This window comes from Paracoccus sp. NIOT.M2S5SZ12 (genome assembly GCF_057748165.1).
This window is the reverse complement of record NZ_JBYLFR010000005.1, coordinates 99,045-119,722: the sequence shown is the minus strand read 5'-3', so window position 1 is coordinate 119,722 and position 20,678 is coordinate 99,045. Positions and strand designations below refer to the sequence as shown.

The 20,678-nt window shown below is 68.5% G+C and carries 19 protein-coding genes; 4 read left to right on the top strand and 15 right to left on the bottom strand.

The window, feature by feature from the left end; translation table 11 throughout:
* Positions 1–1,449 carry a xanthine dehydrogenase small subunit gene (xdhA, locus tag AC2SGK_RS06560; RefSeq protein ID WP_488322784.1) on the bottom strand — a complete coding sequence of 483 codons (1,449 nt, stop codon included), beginning with the start codon at positions 1,447–1,449 and terminating at the stop codon, positions 1–3.
* Positions 1,450–1,554: 105 nt separating this feature from the next.
* Here xdhA and AC2SGK_RS06555 point away from each other — a divergent pair, with 105 nt between their 5' ends.
* On the top strand, positions 1,555–2,448 hold the full coding sequence (locus AC2SGK_RS06555) for a LysR family transcriptional regulator (protein WP_488322783.1): 894 nt from the start codon (positions 1,555–1,557) through the stop codon (positions 2,446–2,448).
* A 93-nt stretch (positions 2,449–2,541) separates the two neighbouring features.
* On the opposite strand, the gene AC2SGK_RS06550 is transcribed toward AC2SGK_RS06555, so the two are convergent.
* The 5 genes from AC2SGK_RS06550 to AC2SGK_RS06530 form a co-directional block, all read right to left on the bottom strand.
* Positions 2,542–3,945 carry a PepSY-associated TM helix domain-containing protein gene (locus tag AC2SGK_RS06550; protein ID WP_488322782.1) on the bottom strand — a complete coding sequence of 468 codons (1,404 nt, stop codon included), beginning with the start codon at positions 3,943–3,945 and terminating at the stop codon, positions 2,542–2,544.
* A gap of 72 nt (positions 3,946–4,017) precedes the next feature.
* The gene (locus AC2SGK_RS06545; protein WP_488322781.1) at positions 4,018–4,368 is read right to left on the bottom strand and encodes a hypothetical protein; all 351 of its coding nucleotides are present in this window, start codon (positions 4,366–4,368) and stop codon (positions 4,018–4,020) included.
* Between the two features lie 42 nt (positions 4,369–4,410).
* Positions 4,411–5,664 carry a urate hydroxylase PuuD gene (locus AC2SGK_RS06540; RefSeq protein ID WP_488322780.1) on the bottom strand — a complete coding sequence of 418 codons (1,254 nt, stop codon included), beginning with the start codon at positions 5,662–5,664 and terminating at the stop codon, positions 4,411–4,413.
* 1 nt (position 5,665) lies between these two features.
* A complete protein-coding gene (gene uraH / locus AC2SGK_RS06535) occupies positions 5,666–6,016 on the bottom strand; it encodes a hydroxyisourate hydrolase (RefSeq protein ID WP_488322779.1) in 351 nt (116 codons plus the stop codon).
* Between the two features lie 95 nt (positions 6,017–6,111).
* The gene (locus AC2SGK_RS06530; protein ID WP_488322778.1) at positions 6,112–7,590 is read right to left on the bottom strand and encodes a nucleobase:cation symporter-2 family protein; all 1,479 of its coding nucleotides are present in this window, start codon (positions 7,588–7,590) and stop codon (positions 6,112–6,114) included.
* 290 nt (positions 7,591–7,880) lie between these two features.
* Here AC2SGK_RS06530 and bhcR point away from each other — a divergent pair, with 290 nt between their 5' ends.
* Positions 7,881–8,693 (top strand): HTH-type transcriptional regulator BhcR, encoded by an 813-nt coding sequence (bhcR, locus tag AC2SGK_RS06525; protein ID WP_488322777.1) that lies wholly within the window; start codon positions 7,881–7,883, stop codon positions 8,691–8,693.
* Between the two features lie 18 nt (positions 8,694–8,711).
* Here bhcR and AC2SGK_RS06520 read toward each other — a convergent pair whose 3' ends face one another.
* A complete protein-coding gene (locus AC2SGK_RS06520) occupies positions 8,712–10,013 on the bottom strand; it encodes an NCS2 family permease (protein WP_488322776.1) in 1,302 nt (433 codons plus the stop codon).
* A 238-nt stretch (positions 10,014–10,251) separates the two neighbouring features.
* Here AC2SGK_RS06520 and puuE point away from each other — a divergent pair, with 238 nt between their 5' ends.
* The gene (puuE, locus tag AC2SGK_RS06515; RefSeq protein WP_488322775.1) at positions 10,252–11,658 is read left to right on the top strand and encodes an allantoinase PuuE; all 1,407 of its coding nucleotides are present in this window, start codon (positions 10,252–10,254) and stop codon (positions 11,656–11,658) included.
* The gene (locus AC2SGK_RS06510) at positions 11,655–12,551 is read left to right on the top strand and encodes a bifunctional allantoicase/(S)-ureidoglycine aminohydrolase (protein ID WP_488322774.1); all 897 of its coding nucleotides are present in this window, start codon (positions 11,655–11,657) and stop codon (positions 12,549–12,551) included. The genes puuE and AC2SGK_RS06510 overlap by 4 nt, the downstream gene beginning before the upstream one ends.
* Positions 12,552–12,569: 18 nt before the next feature.
* Here the strand turns inward: AC2SGK_RS06510 and AC2SGK_RS06505 are convergent, their stop codons facing one another.
* The 8 genes from AC2SGK_RS06505 to AC2SGK_RS06470 form a co-directional block, all read right to left on the bottom strand.
* Positions 12,570–12,902, bottom strand: coding sequence for a DUF3140 domain-containing protein (locus AC2SGK_RS06505; protein WP_488322773.1), 333 nt, complete (start codon positions 12,900–12,902; stop codon positions 12,570–12,572).
* Positions 12,903–12,952: 50 nt separating this feature from the next.
* The gene (locus AC2SGK_RS06500; RefSeq protein ID WP_488322772.1) at positions 12,953–13,861 is read right to left on the bottom strand and encodes a DMT family transporter; all 909 of its coding nucleotides are present in this window, start codon (positions 13,859–13,861) and stop codon (positions 12,953–12,955) included.
* A 97-nt stretch (positions 13,862–13,958) separates the two neighbouring features.
* Positions 13,959–14,702: a YebC/PmpR family DNA-binding transcriptional regulator gene (locus tag AC2SGK_RS06495; RefSeq protein WP_488322771.1), complete on the bottom strand. Its 744-nt coding sequence runs from the start codon at positions 14,700–14,702 to the stop codon at positions 13,959–13,961.
* Positions 14,703–14,844: 142 nt separating this feature from the next.
* Complete coding sequence (locus AC2SGK_RS06490; protein ID WP_488322770.1) at positions 14,845–15,072, bottom strand: hypothetical protein; 228 nt, start codon at positions 15,070–15,072, stop codon at positions 14,845–14,847.
* Positions 15,073–15,200: 128 nt separating this feature from the next.
* Positions 15,201–16,985, bottom strand: coding sequence for an SLC13 family permease (locus AC2SGK_RS06485; RefSeq protein ID WP_488322769.1), 1,785 nt, complete (start codon positions 16,983–16,985; stop codon positions 15,201–15,203).
* A gap of 100 nt (positions 16,986–17,085) precedes the next feature.
* Positions 17,086–17,901, bottom strand: coding sequence for a TIGR00282 family metallophosphoesterase (locus AC2SGK_RS06480; protein WP_488322768.1), 816 nt, complete (start codon positions 17,899–17,901; stop codon positions 17,086–17,088).
* Positions 17,902–18,005: 104 nt separating this feature from the next.
* Positions 18,006–18,212: a cold-shock protein gene (locus tag AC2SGK_RS06475; RefSeq protein WP_411836947.1), complete on the bottom strand. Its 207-nt coding sequence runs from the start codon at positions 18,210–18,212 to the stop codon at positions 18,006–18,008.
* A gap of 179 nt (positions 18,213–18,391) precedes the next feature.
* Complete coding sequence (locus AC2SGK_RS06470; RefSeq protein ID WP_488322767.1) at positions 18,392–20,467, bottom strand: TonB-dependent receptor domain-containing protein; 2,076 nt, start codon at positions 20,465–20,467, stop codon at positions 18,392–18,394.
* Between the last annotated feature and the right edge of the window lie 211 nt (positions 20,468–20,678).

The following is a 20,678-nucleotide window of genomic DNA, read 5'->3' as shown; positions in this document are numbered from 1 at the left end:
TCAGACTCCTTCGCTCTGGCGCAGCCGCACGGGCAGGCCGGGTTCGGATTGCTCCAGCCAGAAGCGGCGGATCAGGTTGCGCGCGACGGTGGCGCGGTATTCCGCGCTGGCGCGCATGTCGGTCATCGGCTGGAAGTCACCCGCGATGGCGCGGGCGGCGGCCTCAAAGGCGGCCTCGGCGAAGGGCTGGCCGCGCAGCGCGTCCTCCGCCGCGCGGGCGCGTTTGGGCGTGCCGGCCATGCCGCCGAAGGCCAGCCGCGCATCGGTGATGATGCCGTCCGCCACATCGACGCGGATGCCCGCGGCGACCGAGGTGATGTCGCTGTCGCGCCGCTTGCTGACCTTGTAGGCGGCGATGCGGGCGCCCTGCGGGACGGGGATCACGACCGCCTCGACGAACTCTCCGGGCTGGCGGTCCTGCTTGCCGTATTCGATGAAGAACGCCTCCAGCGGCATCTCGCGGCGCGCGTCCCCCCGGCGCAGCACGATCCGCGCATCCAGCGCGATCAGCAGCGGCGGCGTGTCCCCGATGGGCGAGCCGTTGGCGATGTTGGCGCCGATGGTGCCCGCGTTTCGGACCTGCCAGCCGCCGATGCGCGACCAGTACTCGGCGGCCTCGGGGATGTGGCGGGTCAGGATGGGCGCGGCCTCGGAATAGGTGACGCCCGCGCCGATCCGGATCAGGCCGTCCGCGACGGTGATCTCCTTCATCAGATGGCCGATGAAGATCGCGGGGCTGATGTCGCGCATGAACTTGGTGACCCAGAGGCCCACATCGGTCGCGCCCGCGACCAGCGTGGCCCCCGGCTCCTCCAGAAGCGCCGCGGCCAGATCGTCCGTGTCGGCGGGGATCAGCGCCCGGTCCGCGCCGCGCGCAAGAGATACCCTCCCGTCCCGCATCCCGGCCAGGCGCGCGGCCACCGCCTCGCGTTCGCGGGCCAGCGCGTCCTGGGCCTGCCCTCCGGCAGCGCCCGCGGCCTGCGCCGCCCGGATGATCGGCGCATAGCCGGTGCAGCGGCAGATGTTGCCCTGCAGCGCGGTCTCGATCTCGGCCTCGCCTGCATCGGGATTGGTCATCCACAGCCCGTAAAGGGCCATGACGATGCCCGGCGTGCAGAAGCCGCACTGGCTGCCGTGATGCGCGACCATCGCGGCCTGGATCGGGTGCAGGCCGCCCTCGGGGCCGCGCAGATGCTCGACCGTGACGATATGGGTGGCATGGCAGGACGCCATCAGACGGATGCAGGCGTTGATCGGCTCATAGACCAGGCCATCGGAGGTCAGGCGGCCCGCCAGCACGGTGCAGGCGCCGCAATCGCCCTCGGCGCAGCCCTCCTTGGTGCCGGTCATGCGGCGCGCCAGGCGCAGGTGGTCCAGCAGCGTGTCGGAGGCGCCGACCTCGGTCAGGGCCACCTCGGTGTCGTTGAGTAGAAAACGCAGCTGGGTCATGGGGGTCTTTCCTTGCATGGCGCGATGCTAGGCCCGAACTTGCGGTCGGGAAATCGCTCGTGGCATAGAAGACTTTACACGAAACGTTGAAAGCGGGCCAATCTCATGTCCTATCTGGAAAGCCTGCGCGTCTTCGTGCGGGTGGTCGAACTGGGCTCGATCACCGCCGGAGGCAGGGATCTGCGGCTTTCCCCGGCAGTTGCCTCCAATCGCATCAAGGATCTTGAAAATCGCTTCGGGCTGCGGCTGCTGAACCGCACCACGCGCAAGCTGACGCCGACCGAGATCGGACGCGCCTTTTATGACCATGCGCGGCGCGTCATCGACACGCTGGACGAGGCCGAGGCGCTGGTCAGCAGCTTCTCGGGCAAGCCGCAGGGGGTGATCCGGCTGACCGCGCCCCTGGGTCTGGGGCGGCGGTTGATCGCGCCGCTGATCCCCGCGTTCTGCGCCGACAATCCGGGCGTCGAGATCCGGCTGCGCCTGTCGGACCGCAACGTCAACATCGTCGAGGACGCGATCGACCTGGCGTTCTTTCTGGGCGAGCCTGCGGATTCGGCGCTGAAATGGCGCAAGATCGCGGATTGTCCGCGGGTGCTGGTCGCCTCGCCCGATTACCTGGCGCGGGCGGGCGTGCCGGGGGTGCCGGACGATCTGGCCGGGCACAACTGCCTGCTGCTGCGCTATCCGCGCAGCCCGGAATATTACTGGGTGCTGCAGACCGAGGACGGGCCGCGCAAGATGATGGTGCATGGGCGTTTTGACACGGATGATGGCGACGTGCTGCGCGATTGGGCGCTGGCCGGGCACGGGATCGCGAACCGGCCGCTTTACGAGGTGGCGGGCGACATCGAGGCCGGGCGGCTGGTCGAGCTGCTGCCGGATCACCGTCCGCTGCCCGCGCAGTTCGGCTGCCTGACGCCGCATCGGCGCCTGCAGGACCCGAAGGTGCGGATGTTCGCGGATTTCGCCGTCCGGGAGTTGCGCCCGAAGTTCTGACGGACGGCCCCCTGCCGGGGGCGGTGGCAGGCGCCGCGGCCCCCCATCGAGGGGGACCGCGGCGCCCGGGGCCTTGCGGCCCCGCCGCGCGCCCTAGCTGACGGCGTGCCTGAGCGCCGGGATGCGCGACAGGACCAGCCAGTCCAGCGCCAGGACGGCGGCGAAGGTGATCCCCGCCATCGGGAAGGCGATGCCGATGACGAGGCCCACGGCGACCGCGCCCTTCCACAGCGGCATGTCGCGCGGCATGGGCGGGGCCACGAGACGCGACTGCCCCGCGGGCCGGCGCTTCCACCACAGCAGCATGGCCGAGACGCAGAGGAAGATCACCGCGAGGCAGAAGGCGGTGTTAGCCAGCACGCTCCACAGGCCCAGGGTGCCCATGTGCAACGCGATGCCCACCGCCATGGCCTTGCCCGCGAGGCTGTAATCGGCATAGCCGACATCGGCCAGGATGCGGCCCGTATACTGGTCCACATGCACCGTCCGGTCGGTGGTCGGGTTCAGGCTGTCGGTGCTCATGCTGTCGCGGCTGAGGGTCCAGACGCCGGTCTCTCCCTGCGGCAGGTTCAGCTGATAGCGGCCGTCGAAGCCGATCTCGCGGGCCAGCGCGTCGATGCTGTCGATGCCGACCCGCGTGCCTGCGGGCACGCCCGGCTGGCCGGCGGGGCTGCCCGAGGCGGGCATGGGGGTCTGCTCCAGCGCCCAGGGAACCTCCTTCGGGCCGTCGTTCATGCTGGCATGGGTGACGTCCGAAAGCGGCACCGCGTCCCATTTGGCGGCCGGAAAGGTGGACCAGGCCTGGACCATGCGCCCGCCCCAGATCCCAGCCCAGGACAGGCCCGAGATCAGGAAGAAGATCAGCACGACGGAAATCCAGACCCCCGTGACCCCGTGCAGCGACTTCCACAGCGCCCGGCCCCGCGCGCCCAGGTTCGGGACCAGCGCGGCGCGCAGCCCCTGCCCGCGCGGCCACCACAGATAGAGGCCCGTGGCCAGCAGCATGACGCCGAGCGAGGCCGCGATCTCGATCATGCGGTCGCCCGCGACGCCCAGAAGCAGGCTGCCATGGACATTGTCGGCCCAGTCATACCAGCCCCCGCGCCGGGGAAAGTCGGTCACCACCTCGGCGGCATAGGGATCGACGGCGACGGTCCGGGGGCCGTCCGCCCCGTCGATGCGGAAGATCGCCGCCAGATCGGGGGCGCGCGGCGCGATGTACTGGACCGGCTCGCCGCCCGGCACGGCGGCGATGGCCACGGCGGCCTGCAGGGTCAGGCTGGCGGGTTCCCCCTGCGGGACGACGGGGATGCGTTCCCCGTCGCGGCCGTCCAGATGGGCGATCCACAGCATCATCATGCCGGTCACGGCCAGGATCAGGAAAAAGGGGATCACGAAGAGTCCGGCATAGAAATGCCAGCGCCAGGCGGCGCGATAGAGTTTTGCGGCGCGGCCGGGATCGGCGGCCTCCGCCGGGGTGGTGTCGATGATGGTCATGGCGATATCCTTGGCGCGGGCGTCCGTCGGGACGGGCCGCAGGGCTGACAGGCGGTCGGAGGAAACGGCGTGTCAGGCCAAGGGCGGCGCGCGGGCATGGCCCGGGCCGGGCGCATCGACGGCGCGCCACAGGTGGCGGCCCGCCGGCCGCGCCGGTGCGCCCGCCAGCGCGACCCAGACCGGCACCGCCAGGGGCGCCGCGCCGTCCGAAGGCGCGACCAGCAGGCAGGGCGCGTCATGGACCTGCGGCGGCAGCGGACGGTCATCGTCGGAGAGGGTGATGGTCTGCATGCCGTGGCCGGTGCAGATCACCACCACGCGGTCATCGACCAGGCCAAGCTGCGCCAGCGCCGCCGAGGATTTCGGCAGCACCACGCCAAGGATCACCCCCAGCAGCAGGACAAGGCGCAGGACGGTCAGCATCACCGATGCGTTACACCGCGCCGGGCCGCCTGTCAGCCGAAATCACAGGCCCGCGACACCCAAGGGGCCGACCTCGCGGAACCAGCGCAGGATGGCGTCGCGTTCGGCGTCCTCCATGCCGGTGACGTTCGCCGGGGGCATCGCGTCGGTCAGCCCGGCCTGGACATAGACCTGATGCGCGGCGCGGGCGATGTCGGCGGGCGTCTCCAGCAGGACGCCCTTGGGGGCGGTGCGGATGCCCTCCCAGGACGGCTCGCGCGCGTGGCACATGGAGCAGCGGCCGAGGACGGCCTGGCTGGCCTCCTCGAAGCCGGGGGCCTCGGCGAAGCGCGCCTCGATGGGCGTCAGGGGGCGGGCCGACGATTCCTCGTAGCTGTCCTGGTTGACCCCGGCCGAGGCCAGCCACATCACCCCGATGAACAGCATCGCGGTCACCGCCCAGGTCCACCACTGATAGCCCTTGCGGGCGTGCATGGTGTTGAAGAAGTGCCGGATGGTCACGCCCATCAGGAAGACCAGCGCCGCGATCAGCCAGTTCCACCGGCTGGCGAAGGCCAGCGGATAGTGGTTCGACAGCATCAGGAAGATGACCGGCAGCGTCAGGTAGTTGTTGTGGGTCGAGCGCAGCTTGGCGATCTTGCCGTATTTCGGATCGGGCGCGCGCCCGGCCTTGAGGTCGGCCACCACGATGCGCTGGTTCGGCATGATGATCAGGAACACGTTCGCGGTCATGATCGTCGCGGTGAACGCCCCCAGATGCAGCAGCGCCGCACGGCCGGTGAAGACCTGGTCATAGGCCCAGCCCATCGCCACCAGCGCCGCGAACAAGAGCAGCATCAGCACCGTCGGGCGGTTGCCCAAAGGCGACTTGCACAGCCCGTCATAGATCAGCCAGCCCACCGCCAGCGACCCGCCGGAGATCAGGATCGCCTGCCAGATCGCCAGATCGGCCTTGGCCGGTTCGATCAGGTAGAGGTTCGCGCCCGCCCAGTAGGTGACCATCAGCAGCGCCGCGCCCGAGAGCCAGGTCGAATAGCTTTCCCATTTGAACCAGGTCAGATGCTCGGGCATGCGCTCGGGCGCGACCAGGTACTTGCGGATGTGATAGAAGCCGCCGCCATGGACCTGCCATTCCTCGCCATGGGCGCCCTTGGGCAGGTCGGGCGCCTTCTGCAGGCCCAGATCCAGCGCGATGAAGTAGAAGGACGATCCGATCCAGGCGACGGCGGTGATGACATGCACCCACCGCACGGCAAAGGACAGGAACTCCCACAGGATGGCGGTTTCCGGTATCATCTCAGCTGCCCCGATAGGTGGAATAGCCGAAGGGCGAGATCAGCAGCGGGACGTGATAGTGGTCGTCCTGCGACATGCCGAAGCGGATCGGGATCACGTCCAGAAAGCGCGGGCTTTCGGGGGCGATGCCGGTCGCATCCATCCAGGCCCCGGCATGGAACTCCAGCTCGTAGATGCCGGTGGCGAAATCGTCGGCCGCCAGGATCTGGCGGTCGGTGCGCCCGTCGGCATTGGTCCGCAGGCGCGCCAGCTCGACCCGCGCGGGGTCGAGGCGATAGAGCACGATCTCCATTCCCTGCGCAGGCAGGCCGCGCGCGGTGTCCAGAACATGGGTCGTCAGAAAGCCCGGCATGAAGTCTCCCTTGGTCTTTGCCTGTCCTGATAGCCCATTCGCCGGATCGCGGCAGGGGCATCATGGACAAGGCAGTCTTTACGATCCGTGCATAATCAGTGATCGGCCAGACGCCCGGCCTCGGCCATCTCGGCCTCATCAGTGGGGGCGGCCCCGTTGTAGAACCAGTTCAGCGCCACCGCGCTGACCGCGGCCAGCAGGATGCCCGAATGGATCAGCGGGTGGATCGCATGGGGCAGCCACTGCTTGAAGTTGGGCGCGACCAGCGGGATCATCGCCATGCCGATGCTGATGGCCACCACGAACAGGTTGTTGCGGTTGGTGCTGAAATCCACGCGGGACAGGATGCGGATGCCGGTGGCCGCGACCATGCCGAACATCACCAGCCCCGCGCCGCCCAGGACCGTGGTGGGCAGGCTCTCGACCAGCGCGCCCATCTTGGGGATCAGGCCCAGCACGATCATGATGACGCCCCCCGCCACGCAGACGAAGCGCGAGCGGATGCCCGTCACCCCCACCAGCCCCACGTTCTGCGAGAAGGAGGTATAGGGGAAGGTGTTGAAGATGCCGCCTAGCATGGTCCCCAGCCCGTCGGCCCGCAGACCGGCCGCCAGCCCGCGCGCATTGATCGGGCGGCGGCACATGTCGGAAAGCGCCAGAAACATGCCGGTGGATTCGATCATCACCACGATCATCACCAGCACCATCGTCACGATCATCACCGGATCGAAGGTCGGAAGACCGAAATGGAAGGGCTTGATGACCGCGAACCAGGCGGCCTCGCCCACCTTGTCGAACTGCATCAGGCCCATCGCCGCCGCGGCCACTCCGCCGACCGCGATGCCCAGCAGAACCGCGATGTTGGCCATGAACCCGCGGGCAAAGCGCGACACCAGCAGGATCGTGCCCAGGACCAGCACCGCGATCAGCATGTTCGTCCCCGAGGCATAGGCCGGGTTCGGCATGGCGGGCGCCAGGCGCAGCCCCTCGGGGACGCCGCCCGCGGCGATGGCCCCGTCCAGCCAGGCCTGCTGCGCGGGATCGACCAGCATCGGCGCGGTGGGCCCGACCGGCAGGCCGAAGATCCAGTTGATGCCGATGGGCATGAGGCTGATGCCGATGGCCAGGATCACCGTGCCCGTCACGACGGGGGGAAAGAACCGCAGCACCCGCCCGATCAGCGGAGCCAGCAGGATGGCAATGATCCCCGCCGCGATGATCGCCCCGAACAGCGCGCGCGCCCCTTCGGTGCCGGGGATCTGGCCCGCGATGGCGACCATCGGCCCGACGGCGGCGAAGGTCACGCCCATCATCACCGGCAGGCGGATGCCGAAATACTGGGTCACCCCGAGGCTCTGGATCAGGGTCGCCAGACCGCAGACGAAGAGGTCGGCCGAGATCAGGAAGGCCACCTCCTCGGGGGGCAGCTGCAGGGCGCGGCCCACGATCAGCGGCACCGCGATGGCGCCGGCATACATGACCAGCACATGCTGGAACCCCAGGGTGATCAGGCGCCCGGTGGGCAGCATCTGATCGACGGGATGAACGGCGCCGGGGCCGGTCTGGGCGATCATGGTTCTTCCCCTCTGTCGTTGCGGCGACATGCCGCGCATGTGCGGATTTTTTTCTTTACGCCTAGCGCGCGATCGGCGATTTCCGAAACCAAATTTCCACCCCAGCCTGCGTTCCGGACGCGTCCTGCCCGCCAAAGGGGCAGTGCCGGGCGCGCGGCGACCCGACCGGGCACAGGGCGCGGCGGGGTTAGTGAATTGAAATGGAAACGCTTTCCATGCTGCGGCTTTTCCGCTTGCCCAAGGCGATTTTCGCCCGCATCTAAAGACAGCATCAACAGAAAGACCGATCCATGGCCGAACCGACCCGTCGCCGCGGACGCCCCCGCAAGGAACTGCCCGACGCGCCCGGAACGGTGCAGGCGCTGGACCGGGCGCTGGATCTTCTGGACCTGCTGGCGGCGCGGCCCGGCCTGACCCTGTCGCAGGTGGCCGAGGAGGCGGGCCAGCCCGCATCGACCGTGCACCGGGTGCTGCACACCTTGGCGGCGCGCGGCATGGCCGAGAGCGATCCTGCGACCCAGGCCTGGACCATCGGGCCGCAGGCCTTCCGTCTTGGCACGGCGTTCATGCGCCGGTCGGGCATCGTGGAGCGGGCGCGGCCGATCCTGCGCACGCTGATGGAGCATACCGGAGAGACCGCGAACCTGGGCATCCTGCAGGGCGACGCCGTGCTGTTCCTGAGCCAGGTCGAGACGACCGAGACAATCCGCGCCTTCTTCCCGCCCGGCACCCGCTCAGCGCTGCACGCATCGGGGATCGGCAAGGCGCTGCTGGCCTTCGGGCGGCCCGAGACGCTGCGGACGCTGCTGGCGCGCGGGCCTCTGGCGCGGTTCACCGACACGACGCTGACCGATCCGCAGGCGCTGGAGGCCGATCTGGCCCGCATCCGGCATCGCGGCTTCTCCTTCGACGACGAGGAGCGGACCCGCGGCATGCGCTGCATCGCGGCCCCGGTCTTCGATCTGTCCGGAGAGGCCATCGCGGGCCTCTCGGTCAGCGGACCTACGAACCGTATCGCGCCCGAGCATGTGAAGACGCTTGGCGCGGTGGTGGCCGCCGCGGCGGCCAGCCTGTCGGACGCGATGGGCGGCCCCACCCCCTGAGGGGGCCGCCCGCCGTCCTCAATGTGCGCCGAACAGCGCGAACTTTGCCGCGAACAGCGCGGCGATGACCCAGGTCGCGGCATGCACCTCGCGCGCGCGCCCGGTCAGCAGCTTGATCACCGCATAGCTGACAAATCCGAAGGCCAGGCCGTTGGCGATGGAATAGGTCAGCGGCATGGCGATGGCGGTCAGCACCGAGGGCGCGGCCTCGGTCACGTCGTCCCAGGTGATCTCGGCCAGTTCGCGCACCATCAGCGTCGCCACGTAAAGCAGCGCGGGCGCGGTCGCATAGGCCGGCACCGTTCCCGCCAGCGGCGCCAGGAACATCGCGGCCAGGAACAGCAGCCCCACGACGACCGCCGTCAGCCCGGTCCGGCCGCCCGCCTGAACGCCCGACGCGCTTTCCACATAGGCCGTGGTCGAAGAGGTGCCCAGCAGCGCGCCCGCGGTGATCGCCGTCGAATCGGCCATCAGTGCCCGGCCCAGGTTCTTGTTCGTGTGGGTCGGCCCCTCGGTCAGCAGGCCCGCGCGCTTGGCCACGCCGATCAGCGTGCCGGTGGCGTCGAAGACCTCGACCAGCACCATGACCAGCACCACCTGGAAGATGCCGAAGGTCAGCGCGCCCATCAGGTCCATCTGCAGGAAGGTCGGCGCGATCGAGGGCGGCATCGACACGATCCCCCCGAACTGCGACACGCCCAGGATGATCGCGGCCAGCGTGGTCAGCAGGATGCCGATCAGGATTGCGCCGCGCACCTTCAGCGCGTCCAGCGCGACGATGACGAAGAAGCCGCCGATGGTCAGCAGCGTGCCCGTCGCGGTCAGGTCGCCCAAGCCCACCAGCGTCGCGGGATTGTCCACCACGATCCCCGAGGATTGCAGCGCGATGATCGCCAGGAACAGGCCGATCCCCGCCGCGATGGCGCTGCGCATGGAGGTCGGGATGCCCGAGATCAGCCAGCGCCGGATGCCCGTCAGCGACAGGAACAGGAAGATCAGCCCGCTGATGAAGACCGCGCCCAGGGCCTGCTGCCAGGTGAAGCCCATGCCGCCCACCACGGTGAAGGCGAAGAAGGCGTTCAGCCCCATGCCCGGCGCCATGCCGATGGGCCAGTTCGCCCAGAACCCCATGATCAGCGAGCCCACCGCCGCCGCCAGGCAGGTCGCCACGAAGACCGCGTCGCGATCCATTCCGGTCGTGGACAGGATGTCGGGATTGACGAAGATGATGTAGGCCATCGTCAGGAAGGTGGTGATGCCTGCGATCACCTCGGTCCTGACGCTGGTGCCGGCCTCGGCCAGCCTGAAGATGCGTTCCATAAGTCCCCCATGTCGCGGCCCGCCCGTCCTCCGCGGATGCGCCGGGCCGCCTCCGGGCGGCACGATGGGCGGCGCGACCCTGTGCCGCAATCGCCGCAGGCGCGCAAGTCTTTCAATGCCTCGTTGAAAGACAATGCGATTATGCGGGAACGCTTGAAACAGAATTCGGGCCATGCCCGCTTGCCCTCGCGCCCCGAGCGCGGTTTGCTGACGCAACGACAGCCGAGGGACGACCGAAATGCGCTACAGCCGCGACCTGACTGGGTACGGCCAGACCACCCCCGATCCGCGCTGGCCGGGCGGCGCCCGCATCGCCGTGCAGATCGTGGTGAACTACGAGGAAGGCGGCGAGAACAGCATCGAGCATGGCGACGCCGCCTCCGAGGCCTTCCTGTCCGAGATCATCGGCGCCCAGCCCTGGCCCGGCCAGCGGCACTGGAACATGGAATCGATCTACGACTATGGCGCGCGGTCGGGCTTCTGGCGGCTGCATCGCCTGCTGGAGGGGATTCCCGTCACCTGCTATGGCGTGGCCACCGCGCTGGAGCGCAACCCCGAACAGGTCGCCGCCATGCAGGCCGCCGGATGGGAGATGGCGAGCCACGGGCTGAAATGGATCGACTATCGCAACGTCCCGCGCGAGGTTGAGGAGCGCCATATCGCCCAGGCCGTGGCCCTGCACACCGCCGTCTGCGGCGAACGCCCGCGCGGCTTCTATCAGGGGCGCACCTCCATGAACACGGTGGCGCTTGGCTGCGAGGAAGGCGGCTTCGAATACCTGGCCGACACGATCGCGGACGAGCTACCCTATTGGCACGTCCACAACGGCAAGCCGCAGCTGATGGTGCCCTACACGATGGACGCCAACGACATGCGCTTTTCCTCGGGTCAGGGCTTCGGCACCGGGACGGACTTCTTCGACTATCTGCGCGACAGCTTCGACATGCTCTATGCCGAGGGGGTGGCGGGCGCGCCCAAGATGATGTCCATCGGCCTGCATTGCCGGCTGGCGGGACGTCCGGGTCGCGCCATGGCGATCCAGCGCTTCCTGGACCATGCGCGGTCCCATGACGGCGTGTGGTTCGCCAGTCGCCTGGACATCGCCCGCCACTGGGCGCGCGAGCATCCGTTCCAACCCCGCACGCGCCCCTCGCAGATGGACCGCGACGCCTTCGTCGCGCGCTTCGGCGGCGTCTATGAGCATTCTCCCTTCATCGCGGAACGGGTCTGGGACGCGGAGATGGGCGCGGTCCATGACACGCCCGCCGGTCTGGCGCTTCGCATGGCGCAGGTGTTCCGCCAGGCCTCCGACGAGGAACGCCTCGGCGTGCTGCGCGCGCATCCCGATCTGGCGGGCAAGCTGGCGCAGGCGCGCCGCCTGACCGCCGACAGCGCCGCCGAACAGGCGGGCGCGGGGCTGGACGCGCTGACCGACGCGGAACGCGCCGAGTTCACCCGCCTGAACGAGGCCTATGTCGCGCGCCACGGCTTTCCCTTCATCATCGCGGTGCGCGACCATGACAAGGCGGGCATCCTGTCCGCCATGCAGGCCCGCACCGCCAACGACACCAGGGTCGAACGCGCCACCGCCGAGGCGCAGGTCGCCCGCATCGCCACCCTCCGCCTCAAGGACATGCTGACATGAACGACACCGGCCCCGCAGGCGCCCCCACCGGCGATATTGCGCAGGTCCCGACCGACGCGGCCCAGCCCCGCATCCGCTATGCCGGACCCGTCGCGGGCCTGCCGCCGCAGACGGGGATGACGACCGACACGGCCGTCTTCACTGAGGCCTATGCCGTCATTCCCCGCACGGTGATGCGCGACATCGTGACCAGCTATCTGCCCGGCTGGACGGGCATGCGCTTCTGGATGCTGGCACGTCCGCTGACCGGCTTTGCCGAGACCTTCAGCCAGTACATCGTGGAACTGGCCGAGGGCGGCGGCAGCGACACGCCCGACGACGACCCGGAGGTCCAGCACGCGATCTTCGTGACCGGCGGCGACATGCAGGTGATCATCGACGGGCAGGAGCATCTGCTGACGCCCGGGGGCTTTGCCTACATCCCCGCGGGCATGCCGTGGAAGATCAGGAACCGCACCGCGGGGCCCGCGGGCTTTCACTGGTGGCGCAAGCGGTGGCAGCCCTTTGCCGGAACCGGCAAGCCCGACCCCATCGTGGTGCAGGAGCAGGACATCGCGCCCTCGATGATGCCCGACACGGACGGGGCCTGGGGCACGACGCGCTTCATGGACCCGGCCGATCTGCGCCACGACATGCACATCACCGTGGTGACCTTCAAGCCCGGCGGCTCGATCCCCTTCGCCGAGACGCATGTGATGGAGCACGGCCTGTTCGTGCTGGAGGGCAAGGCCGTCTATCGCCTGAACCGGGATTGGGTCGAGGTCGGTCCGGGCGACTACATGTGGCTGCGCGCCTTCTGCCCGCAGGCCTGCTATGCCGGGGGGCCGGGGCCGTTCCGCTATCTGCTCTACAAGGACGTGAACCGGCACGCGACGCTCTGGCCGAACCGCTGAAGGTGCGCGGGGCCGCGATCACTTCAGCGGGTCGTGGCCCCAGTTCATCAGCGAATAGCGCCAGTCGCTGTGCGCCTTGTCCTTGGACGGACCGCCCTGCGCCAGGTGGCGCTTGATGTAGCCTACGACCTTGGCCATGTGCGACCAGTCGTCCTCGGTCAGGTCGGCCTTCTTCTTGTCCTTGATGCGCAGGATGTGGCGGCCCGACTTGTGGCCGGTGCTCTCGCCCTGCCCGCTAGTGTCGCCGACCGACTTGCTCTCATCGGTGTCCAGCCAGTCCCTCAGCGCCGACGGCGTCATGTTGACCAGCTCCTGCCAGTCGTCCCAGGTCTCATCATGCGATGCCATCATGTCCTCCGCTGTCCGGGGCGAACACCTGGGACGCGGACAGGGTTCCGGCCTCAGATCTTGGTCGCGCCCACGGGCGGGGTGACGGTCCGCGCCCGCACCCGCGCCTCGCGCCAGGTGATGTAGCTGATCGCCCCGATCATCACCCCGCCGCCGACGATCACCCAAGGGTCCAGCGGTTCGTGAAAGACCAGGACGCCCACCAGGCTGGCCCAGATCAGCTGCAGGAAGGTCACCGGCTGCGTGACCGTCAGCGGTGCGGCAGCAAAGGCCCGCGTCATCGTGTAATGGCCAAGCGTGGCGAAGACCGCGACCAGCGCCAGCCAGCCCAGCTGCGCCAGCGTCGGCGCCACCCATTGCGCCAGCGCCAGCGGCGCCAGACCGATGCTGACGGTCAGCGACATCATCGCGACCACGACCGCCGCCGGGACCCGGTCCGACAGGCGCTTCGCGATCAGGTAGGACAGGCCGAACGCGACCGAGGCCAGGACCTGGCTCAGGTGGCCGGGGTCCAGCTCCCGCAGGCCCGGGCGCAGCACGACCAGCGCACCCGCCAGCGCCACGCCCACGGCCAGGATGCGGCGCGCCGCCAGGCGCTCGCCCAGAAACAGCGCCGCACCGATGGTGACGATGATCGGGTTCAGGAAGCCGATGGCCGTGACCTCGGCCACGGTGATGCGCGACATGGCATAGAACCACGCGATGACCGCCACCACGTGCAGCGCGCCGCGCAGCGCGAAGAGGCCCCAGATGTCGCGCGCGAAGCCCCCGCGCAGCGCGCCCGCGATGACCGGCCCCAGAAAGACCAGCCCGAAGAGGAACCGGATGAAGGCCGCCTGCGCCGCCGGCAGCGCCCCGTCCAGACCACGCACGATGGCGTTGACCGCCACGAAGCACAGCCCCGTGGCCAGCATCCAGCCGATGCCGATCAGGTCGCGTCTGGTCTGGGAAACATTCTGCATGATCTGCAACTGCCGCCTTTCGGGCAGCCGCGCAAGCGCCAAAATGCAGGGGCGCGCAAAAGGGCGGGCCGCGTGGCAGCGCGGCCCGACCCGCTCGTCACAGCTGGTCGGCGATCTCCTGCGAGATGTCGAAGTTGCCGGTGACGGTCTGCACGTCGTCGTCATCCTCCAGCGTGTCGATCAGCTTCATCAGCTTCTGGGCGGTCTCCAGGTCGGTGACCTCGGTTGGGGCCTGGGGCTTCCAGATCAGCTTGGCCGTCTCGGATTCGCCCAAGGCGGCCTCCAGCGCGGTCGAGACCTCGTTCAGCGCGGTGTCGGCGCAGTAGATCCAGTGACCCTCGTCATCGGTCTGCACGTCGTCGGCACCGGCCTCCAGCGCGGCCATCATCACCGTGTCCGCGTCGCCCGCCGACAGCGGATACTGGATCTCGCCCACGCGGTCGAACATGAAGCTGACCGAGCCGGTCTGCCCCATGTCGCCGCCCGACTTGGTGAAATAGCTGCGCACGTTCGACGCGGTGCGGTTGCGGTTGTCGGTCATCGCCTCCACGACCAGCGCGATGCCGTTCGGGCCATAGCCCTCGTAGCGGATCTCGTCATAGGTCTCGGCGTCGTTGCCCTGCGACTTCTTGATGGCGCGGTCGATCACGTCCTTGGGGACCGATTTCGACTTGGCCTCCTTCACGGCCAGCCGCAGGCGCGGGTTCTTCTCGGGGTCGGGGTCGCCCATCTTGGCGGCGACGGTGATCTCCTTGGCCAGCTTGGAGAACAGCTTGGAGCGCAGCTTGTCCTGCCGGCCCTTGCGGTGCTGGATGTTGGCCCATTTGGAATGCCCTGCCATGTCGGGTCGTCCTTCGTCGTGCGGAATAGGGAAAACTGGCCCGCTTCTAGTCTAGCCTGCCCCCCCATCGCAAGCCGTCGCGCAAACGCGAACGCGGCCCCAAGGGGCCGCGCGTGTCAGGCTGCCGGTCCGGGGACCCGCGTCAGAGGACGGCGGCGCCGCCCAGGATGCGGCGGATTTCTCTGTCGCGGGTCAGGCCCTTCGCCGCCAGCTCCTGGTCGCTCAGCTGGCTCAGGCGGTTCAGCGCACGCATCTGCGGGCTGGCCTCGGCCATCGCAATAAGCAAGCGTCCCGCGGCGCGGAACGGCGCCAGCAGCGACGCGCCCGACAGGCCGGTGGACGAACGATCGACGGAAGCGGTGGTCACCATGTGGAAACTCCTTGCGAATGACAAAGCCGTTTCCTCCCCTGCGCCCTAGATCGGGGTTCAGGGCCGGAACCGCAACCGCCGATGCTGCATGGCAGCATTGCAGTCGCGGCAACCGCGTCATCCTGTCCTCAGGGAATCAAGGGCCAGATGAAGGGGATGATGGCGCAGGCGACCAGCCCGCAGATGATGTCCAGCGGCACGCCCACCCGCACGAAATCCGAGAAGCGGTAGCCGCCCGGACCATAGACCATCATATGCGTCTGATAGCCGATGGGCGTGGCGAAGGCGACGGTGGCCGAGAACATCACCGCCACAACATAGGGCCGCGGGTCGTGGCCTAGGGACTGCGCCAGCGCGATGGCGATGGGGGTCAGCAGCACGGCGACGGCGTTGTTCGACAGGACCTCGGTCAGGATCAGCCCCAGGAAATAGACCGCAAGCAGCGTCGCGAAGGGCGGCAGGCCCTGCAGGAAGGGCGCGACGGTATCCACGATGAGCCCGATTGTGCCGGTATGCTCCAGCGCCTCGCCCACGGCCAGCATGGCGAAGATCATCGCCATCAGGCGCCCGTCGACGAAGCTGAACGCCTCCTCGGCATCGACGCAGCGGGTGATCAGGATCACCGCCGCGGCCAAGAAGGACAGCGCCAGGATGGGCGCCACGTCCAACGCGGCCAGCGTCACGACCGCCAGCAGGCAGACGATGGCGATAGGTGCGCGGTTGCGGCGATAGGCGCGGGCGGAAGGGCGCGAGACGTCGACCATCTCCATGTCGGTGGCCAGGCGGCCGATATCCTCGGGCGCGCCCTCCAGCAGCAGCGTGTCGCCCACCCGGACGACCAGGTCGTCCAGCTGCCGGCCGATGTTCTGGTTGCGGCGATGCGCGGCCAGGACATAGATGCCATAGCGCCGCCGCAGGCGCAGATCACCCAAGCGCCGCCCGATCATGTGGCAGCCCGGCGAGATCAGCACCTCGACCGTCTCGGTCGCGACCGAGCCCAGCTTGTCCAGCATCTGCAGGTTCTTGTTGTCCAGCATCTCCAGCAGGTCGGCCATCTCGGAGCGCAGCACGACCCGGTCGCCCGGCTCCAGCACCACCTCGGGCAGGTTGCGGCGCAGCGAGGCGTCGCCGCGCAGCACGTCGATCAGCCGCACCGCGTCGCGCTTGAACAGCGCGACCTCTGTGACGTTCTGACCGACTAGGCTGGAATCATGCGGGATGGCGACCTCGGTGAAGTACTTCATCTCGCGCCGCGCCCCCAGGAAACCGGCCAGCGAAGTCCGCTCGGGCAGCAGCTTGCGCCCGATCAGCATGAAGTAGGCGATGCCCGCCAGGGTGATCGCGATGCCCACGGGCGCGATCTCGAAGATGGTGAAGGGCTCCATGCCGCGATCGCGCGCCACCCCGTCCACCAGCAGGTTGGTCGAGGTGCCGATCAGCGAGATCATGCCACCCATGAGTGTAAAATAACTGAGCGGCATCAGCAGCTTGGAAGGAGAAGTTCCAAGGCGCATAGCCAGCTGGATACAGATCGGGATCATCACCGCGACGACGGGGGTGTTGTTCATCACCGCCGATGCCACGATGACGAAGCCGAAGAGGCTGGCCACCGCCATCATCGGATTGCTGTCGGCCTGCGCCGAGACCAGCGCCGACATCCGGTCCAGCGCCCCGGTGCGCATCAGCCCACCCATCAGCAGGTACATGAAGGCGATCGTCCAGGGCGCGGCGTTCGACAGCACGCCTGCCGCATCCTCGACCGGCAGCAGGCCCAAGACCATCATCGTCGCGGCCGAGGCGATGGCGATCACCTCGGGCGGGTGCTTCTCGCGGATGAACAGGAGAAAGGTGATCGCGACGATGATGAGCATCGCGATGGAAGCCGTGGTCCCGGCCAGTTCAAAGCCAAGCATGAAAATCCCGTCCACTCTCGGGCCTTCTCGGGACCCCGTTCCGCCGGTTTAGAACATCGCTCCGCGCGCCCGCAAGCGAAACATGAGAAGAATCTTCTCCTCAGGCCGGGTGCGTCGGGGCCAACCGTCCGCCGTCGCGCACCGGCTGCACGCTGCGCGCCTGACCCGTGCGGTCGTCGGTCTCGACCAGGACGCCCGACAGGGTCGCCTCGCCCTCGGCCGGGGTGAAGCGCTCGCGCGTCATGCCGGTGATGAAGCGGCGCAGCGGCTCGACCTTGTCCATGCCGATGACGCTGTCATAGTCGCCGCACATCCCCGCATCCGACAGATAGGCCGTGCCGCGCGGCAGGATCTGCGCGTCGGCGGTCGGCACATGGGTGTGGGTGCCGACGACCAGGCTGGCGCGGCCGTCGCAGAAATGCCCGACGGCCATCTTCTCGCTGGTGGCCTCGGCATGGATGTCGACGAGGGCCGCTTGGACCATCCCGCCCGGCGGATGCGCGCGCAGCACCCCGTCCAGCGCCGAGAACGGGTCGTCATAGGGCCGCGACATGAACACCTGGCCCAGAGCCTGCACGATCAGCGCCTTGCGCCCGCGCGCGTCGCTGATGACCGCGTGCCCGCGCCCCGGCGCCTCGCGCGCGAAGTTCAGCGGGCGGACGATGCGCGGCTCACGGTCGATGAAGGTCATCATGTCCTTCTGATCGAAGGCATGATCGCCGAGCGTCAGGCAGTCCGCGCCAGATTCCAGCAGCAGCTGGGCGTGACCCGCGGTCACCCCGCGCCCACCGCTGGCATTTTCCGCATTCACGACCACCAGGTCGGCCTTCAGCCGGGCGCGCAGCCCCGCCAGCCGTTCGGTGATCCCCCGACGGCCGGACCGGCCCATCACATCGCCAAGAAACAGGATTTTCATGCCGTCCTGCTACTGCAGAACCGTCCGGGCCTCAAGGCGCATGAAAAAAGGGCCGCCCCGCGCGGGGCAGCCCTTTCGATCCGTCGCCCGAAGGCGCGTCGGGATCAGACGAACTGGACGTTCGTCGCCGATTCGCGACCGTCGCGGCCACGCTCCAGCTCATAGGTCACCTTCTGACCGTCGGCGGGGGCCTGCAGGCCGGCGCGCTCGAGAGCCGAGATGTGCAAAAACACGTCCTGGCGGCCGCCTTCCGGCTGGATGAAGCCGAAGCCTTTGGTGCTGTTGAACCATTTCACGGTGCCGTTGGCCATCGTGAGATCTCCTGTCTTGGGTGCCACCCGCAGAATGCAGTGGCTTGGCCGTCAGATTAACAAAGCAGACTGAAGGCAGAAGCAGACAGGATGCAGAGAATATAACGTAGCCCCGTCAAGATAGGGCAGCAGGACCCATGTTGCAAGAAGAACATGGGCCCGCCCCCCGACCCTCCGGCTCAGAAGCTGGAGGTCAGGCCGACCCACAGCCTGCGCCCCTCGCCCTCGGTGCTGTTCGACGCGGTCGTCACTTCGCGGTCGAGGACGTTGTAGATGGCGGCATTGGCGGTCACGCGCTCGGTCAGCTGATAGTCCACGCCCAGATCCACCGTCAGATAGGAGGCGTATTCATAGGCGATCGCGTTGCCTTCGGCGTCGAAGGCATAGGGCGTGCCGTTGGTGCCGATCCGCGCGCCCGCCGCGACCTCGCGCCCGTGATAGTTGGCCGATCCCCAGGCCCCCAGGCCCTCCACCGGCGTCTGCCAGTCGGCGGTCAGGCTGGCCGTATGGCGGGGCGTCCGGTTCAGGGGCAGGCCCGCATAGTCGCCCGTCTTCTGCTCCGAATCGGTGAAGCTGTAGCTGCCGCGCAGGGTCAGGGACCGGGTCACGTCCCAGGCTCCGGTCAGCTCCACCCCCTGAAGGCGGGCGGCGCCGACATTGTACCACTCCCACAGGTTGTAGTCCGTGCCGCCCACGGTGATGCGGCGGTCGGTCTTGGCATTCTCGATCTTGTTGTCCAGGTCGGTGCGGAACAGGGTCGCGCCCACCTCCCAGGTCGGCGCCTCGTAGAGGGCCGCCAGCTCATAGCTGGTGCTTTCCTCCGGGCTCAGGTCGGAGTTGGAGGCGATGACGCCCGCGCCGCGCTCGGTGGTGTAATAGTATCCCGGCACGATGGAGCGCAGGTCCGGCGCCCGGAACCCGGTCGAGACGCCTCCCTTCAGGGTCAGGCCCGGCGTGGCGTTCCAGACCGCATAGGCGCGCGGGGTGACGTGGCTGCCGAACTCGTCGTGATCGTTCAGCCGCGTCCCCAGGGTCAGGGCGAAATCGTCGCGCAGCCGCCATTCGTCCTCGACGAAGATCGCGCGCTGCTCGGTCGCGAAGGAATAGGTCCGCCCGTCGCCCAGGCCGGGGTTCTGGTCGCGCAGGCCGGTCCGGTTGACTTGTCCCCCGAAGACCAGCACATGGCTGCCCTGCCATTCCCAGGGCGTGGTGACCTTGGCGTCATAGACGGTGTTGGTGACCTCGGGGCTGCGGTCGCCGACCGACAGGCCCAACGCGCCGTTGCCGGTGGAGGTCACGCGCTGCCCGACCTCGCGCAGGACCGACAGATCGACCGTGGTCGCGCCGAACCGGCCCGCATAGGACAGCGAGGCATGATCGCGGGTGTTCTCCTGCAGGCTGTCATTCTGCGGTGTGCCGCGAAAGTCGACCTCGGCGATGCTCCGCCCGACGCGGCCCAGATCCTCGATGCTGCTGCGCCCGCCCTCCAGGTGGATCACATGGTCCGGGGCCGGGGTCCAGCTGAGCCGCGCCGTCAGGTCGGTCAGTTCGCGGTCGCGCAGCCCGTCCACCACGCGCGCCTCGGACCGGTCCAGGCGCCGGCCCCAGACCTGCAGCCCCAGCCTGTCGTCGATGACCGGCCCGCTGCCATAGAAGGACAGCTGCCGCGAACCGGCGTCGCGGCTCCGCTCGGGCACCGTCGCCTCGGCCGTCACCGACCCGGTCCAGCGGTCGGCGACGGGCTTGGTGATGACGTTGATCACCCCGCCCATCGCGTCCGACCCGTAGAGCGACGACATCGGTCCGCGCACGACCTCGATCCGGTCGATGGCCGCGACCGGGGGGATGAAGCTCTGCTCGATCCCGGAATTGCCGTTGGTGCGAGCCTCGCGGGTGGTCTGGCGCTTGCCGTCGACCAGGATCAGGGTGTACTGCCCGCCCAGCCCGCGGATGAAGATATCCTGCTCGTTGGCGACGCCGGTGGTCGCCACGCCCTGCACGTCGCGCAGCGCGTCGCTGAGGGTGGTGATGTTGCGCTTGGCCAGCTCCTCGCCCGAGATGACCGAGATGCTGGCCGGGGCGTCCGTGATGTTCTGTTCGAAGCCAGACGCGGTGATGACGATCTCGTCCAGCAGGATCGGGTTCGCGGCATCCTGCGCCAGCGCGGCGCCGGCGCCGCACAGCGCGGAAACGGTCAGCAGCGAGACCCGGACAGGACGCGAAAGGGACGGGAAAGACAGGGAAAGACGCGGCATCGACGTGACCTCGGAGGGAAAGGAAGCGGTTCTGCCTGGGGGCGAGGCCGCGAGGGTGTCGAATACCTTGGTGATTTTGTCGGGTTAATACTGCCGCCGAAAAGGAACAAGGCTGGCCAGGGATCACCTCCACCGCGCGACATAATTGCAACAGGTCCCTGAGCCTTGGCGGCGGGCATGGCGGTAGGGCGAGCGATGGTAGTCGGAGGAT

Bases quoted from the DNA above. Each gene is read 5' to 3' on its own strand.
- uraH (WP_488322779.1), bottom strand. From the start codon at position 6,016: ATGCCGGGCTTTCTGACGACCCATGTTCTGGACACCGCGCGCGGCCTG.
- AC2SGK_RS06510 (WP_488322774.1), top strand. From the start codon at position 11,655: ATGAACGACACCGGCCCCGCAGGCGCCCCCACCGGCGATATTGCGCAG.
- AC2SGK_RS06495 (WP_488322771.1), bottom strand. From the start codon at position 14,702: ATGGCAGGGCATTCCAAATGGGCCAACATCCAGCACCGCAAGGGCCGG.
- AC2SGK_RS06550 (WP_488322782.1), bottom strand. From the start codon at position 3,945: ATGACCATCATCGACACCACCCCGGCGGAGGCCGCCGATCCCGGCCGC.
- AC2SGK_RS06520 (WP_488322776.1), bottom strand. From the start codon at position 10,013: ATGGAACGCATCTTCAGGCTGGCCGAGGCCGGCACCAGCGTCAGGACC.
- AC2SGK_RS06545 (WP_488322781.1), bottom strand. From the start codon at position 4,368: ATGCTGACCGTCCTGCGCCTTGTCCTGCTGCTGGGGGTGATCCTTGGC.
- AC2SGK_RS06470 (WP_488322767.1), bottom strand. From the start codon at position 20,467: ATGCCGCGTCTTTCCCTGTCTTTCCCGTCCCTTTCGCGTCCTGTCCGG.
- AC2SGK_RS06505 (WP_488322773.1), bottom strand. From the start codon at position 12,902: ATGATGGCATCGCATGATGAGACCTGGGACGACTGGCAGGAGCTGGTC.
- AC2SGK_RS06500 (WP_488322772.1), bottom strand. From the start codon at position 13,861: ATGCAGAATGTTTCCCAGACCAGACGCGACCTGATCGGCATCGGCTGG.
- puuE (WP_488322775.1), top strand. From the start codon at position 10,252: ATGCGCTACAGCCGCGACCTGACTGGGTACGGCCAGACCACCCCCGAT.
- AC2SGK_RS06530 (WP_488322778.1), bottom strand. From the start codon at position 7,590: ATGATCGCCCAGACCGGCCCCGGCGCCGTTCATCCCGTCGATCAGATG.
- AC2SGK_RS06485 (WP_488322769.1), bottom strand. From the start codon at position 16,985: ATGCTTGGCTTTGAACTGGCCGGGACCACGGCTTCCATCGCGATGCTC.
- AC2SGK_RS06490 (WP_488322770.1), bottom strand. From the start codon at position 15,072: ATGGTGACCACCGCTTCCGTCGATCGTTCGTCCACCGGCCTGTCGGGC.
- bhcR (WP_488322777.1), top strand. From the start codon at position 7,881: ATGGCCGAACCGACCCGTCGCCGCGGACGCCCCCGCAAGGAACTGCCC.
- AC2SGK_RS06475 (WP_411836947.1), bottom strand. From the start codon at position 18,212: ATGGCCAACGGCACCGTGAAATGGTTCAACAGCACCAAAGGCTTCGGC.
- AC2SGK_RS06555 (WP_488322783.1), top strand. From the start codon at position 1,555: ATGTCCTATCTGGAAAGCCTGCGCGTCTTCGTGCGGGTGGTCGAACTG.
- xdhA (WP_488322784.1), bottom strand. From the start codon at position 1,449: ATGACCCAGCTGCGTTTTCTACTCAACGACACCGAGGTGGCCCTGACC.
- AC2SGK_RS06540 (WP_488322780.1), bottom strand. From the start codon at position 5,664: ATGATACCGGAAACCGCCATCCTGTGGGAGTTCCTGTCCTTTGCCGTG.
- AC2SGK_RS06480 (WP_488322768.1), bottom strand. From the start codon at position 17,901: ATGAAAATCCTGTTTCTTGGCGATGTGATGGGCCGGTCCGGCCGTCGG.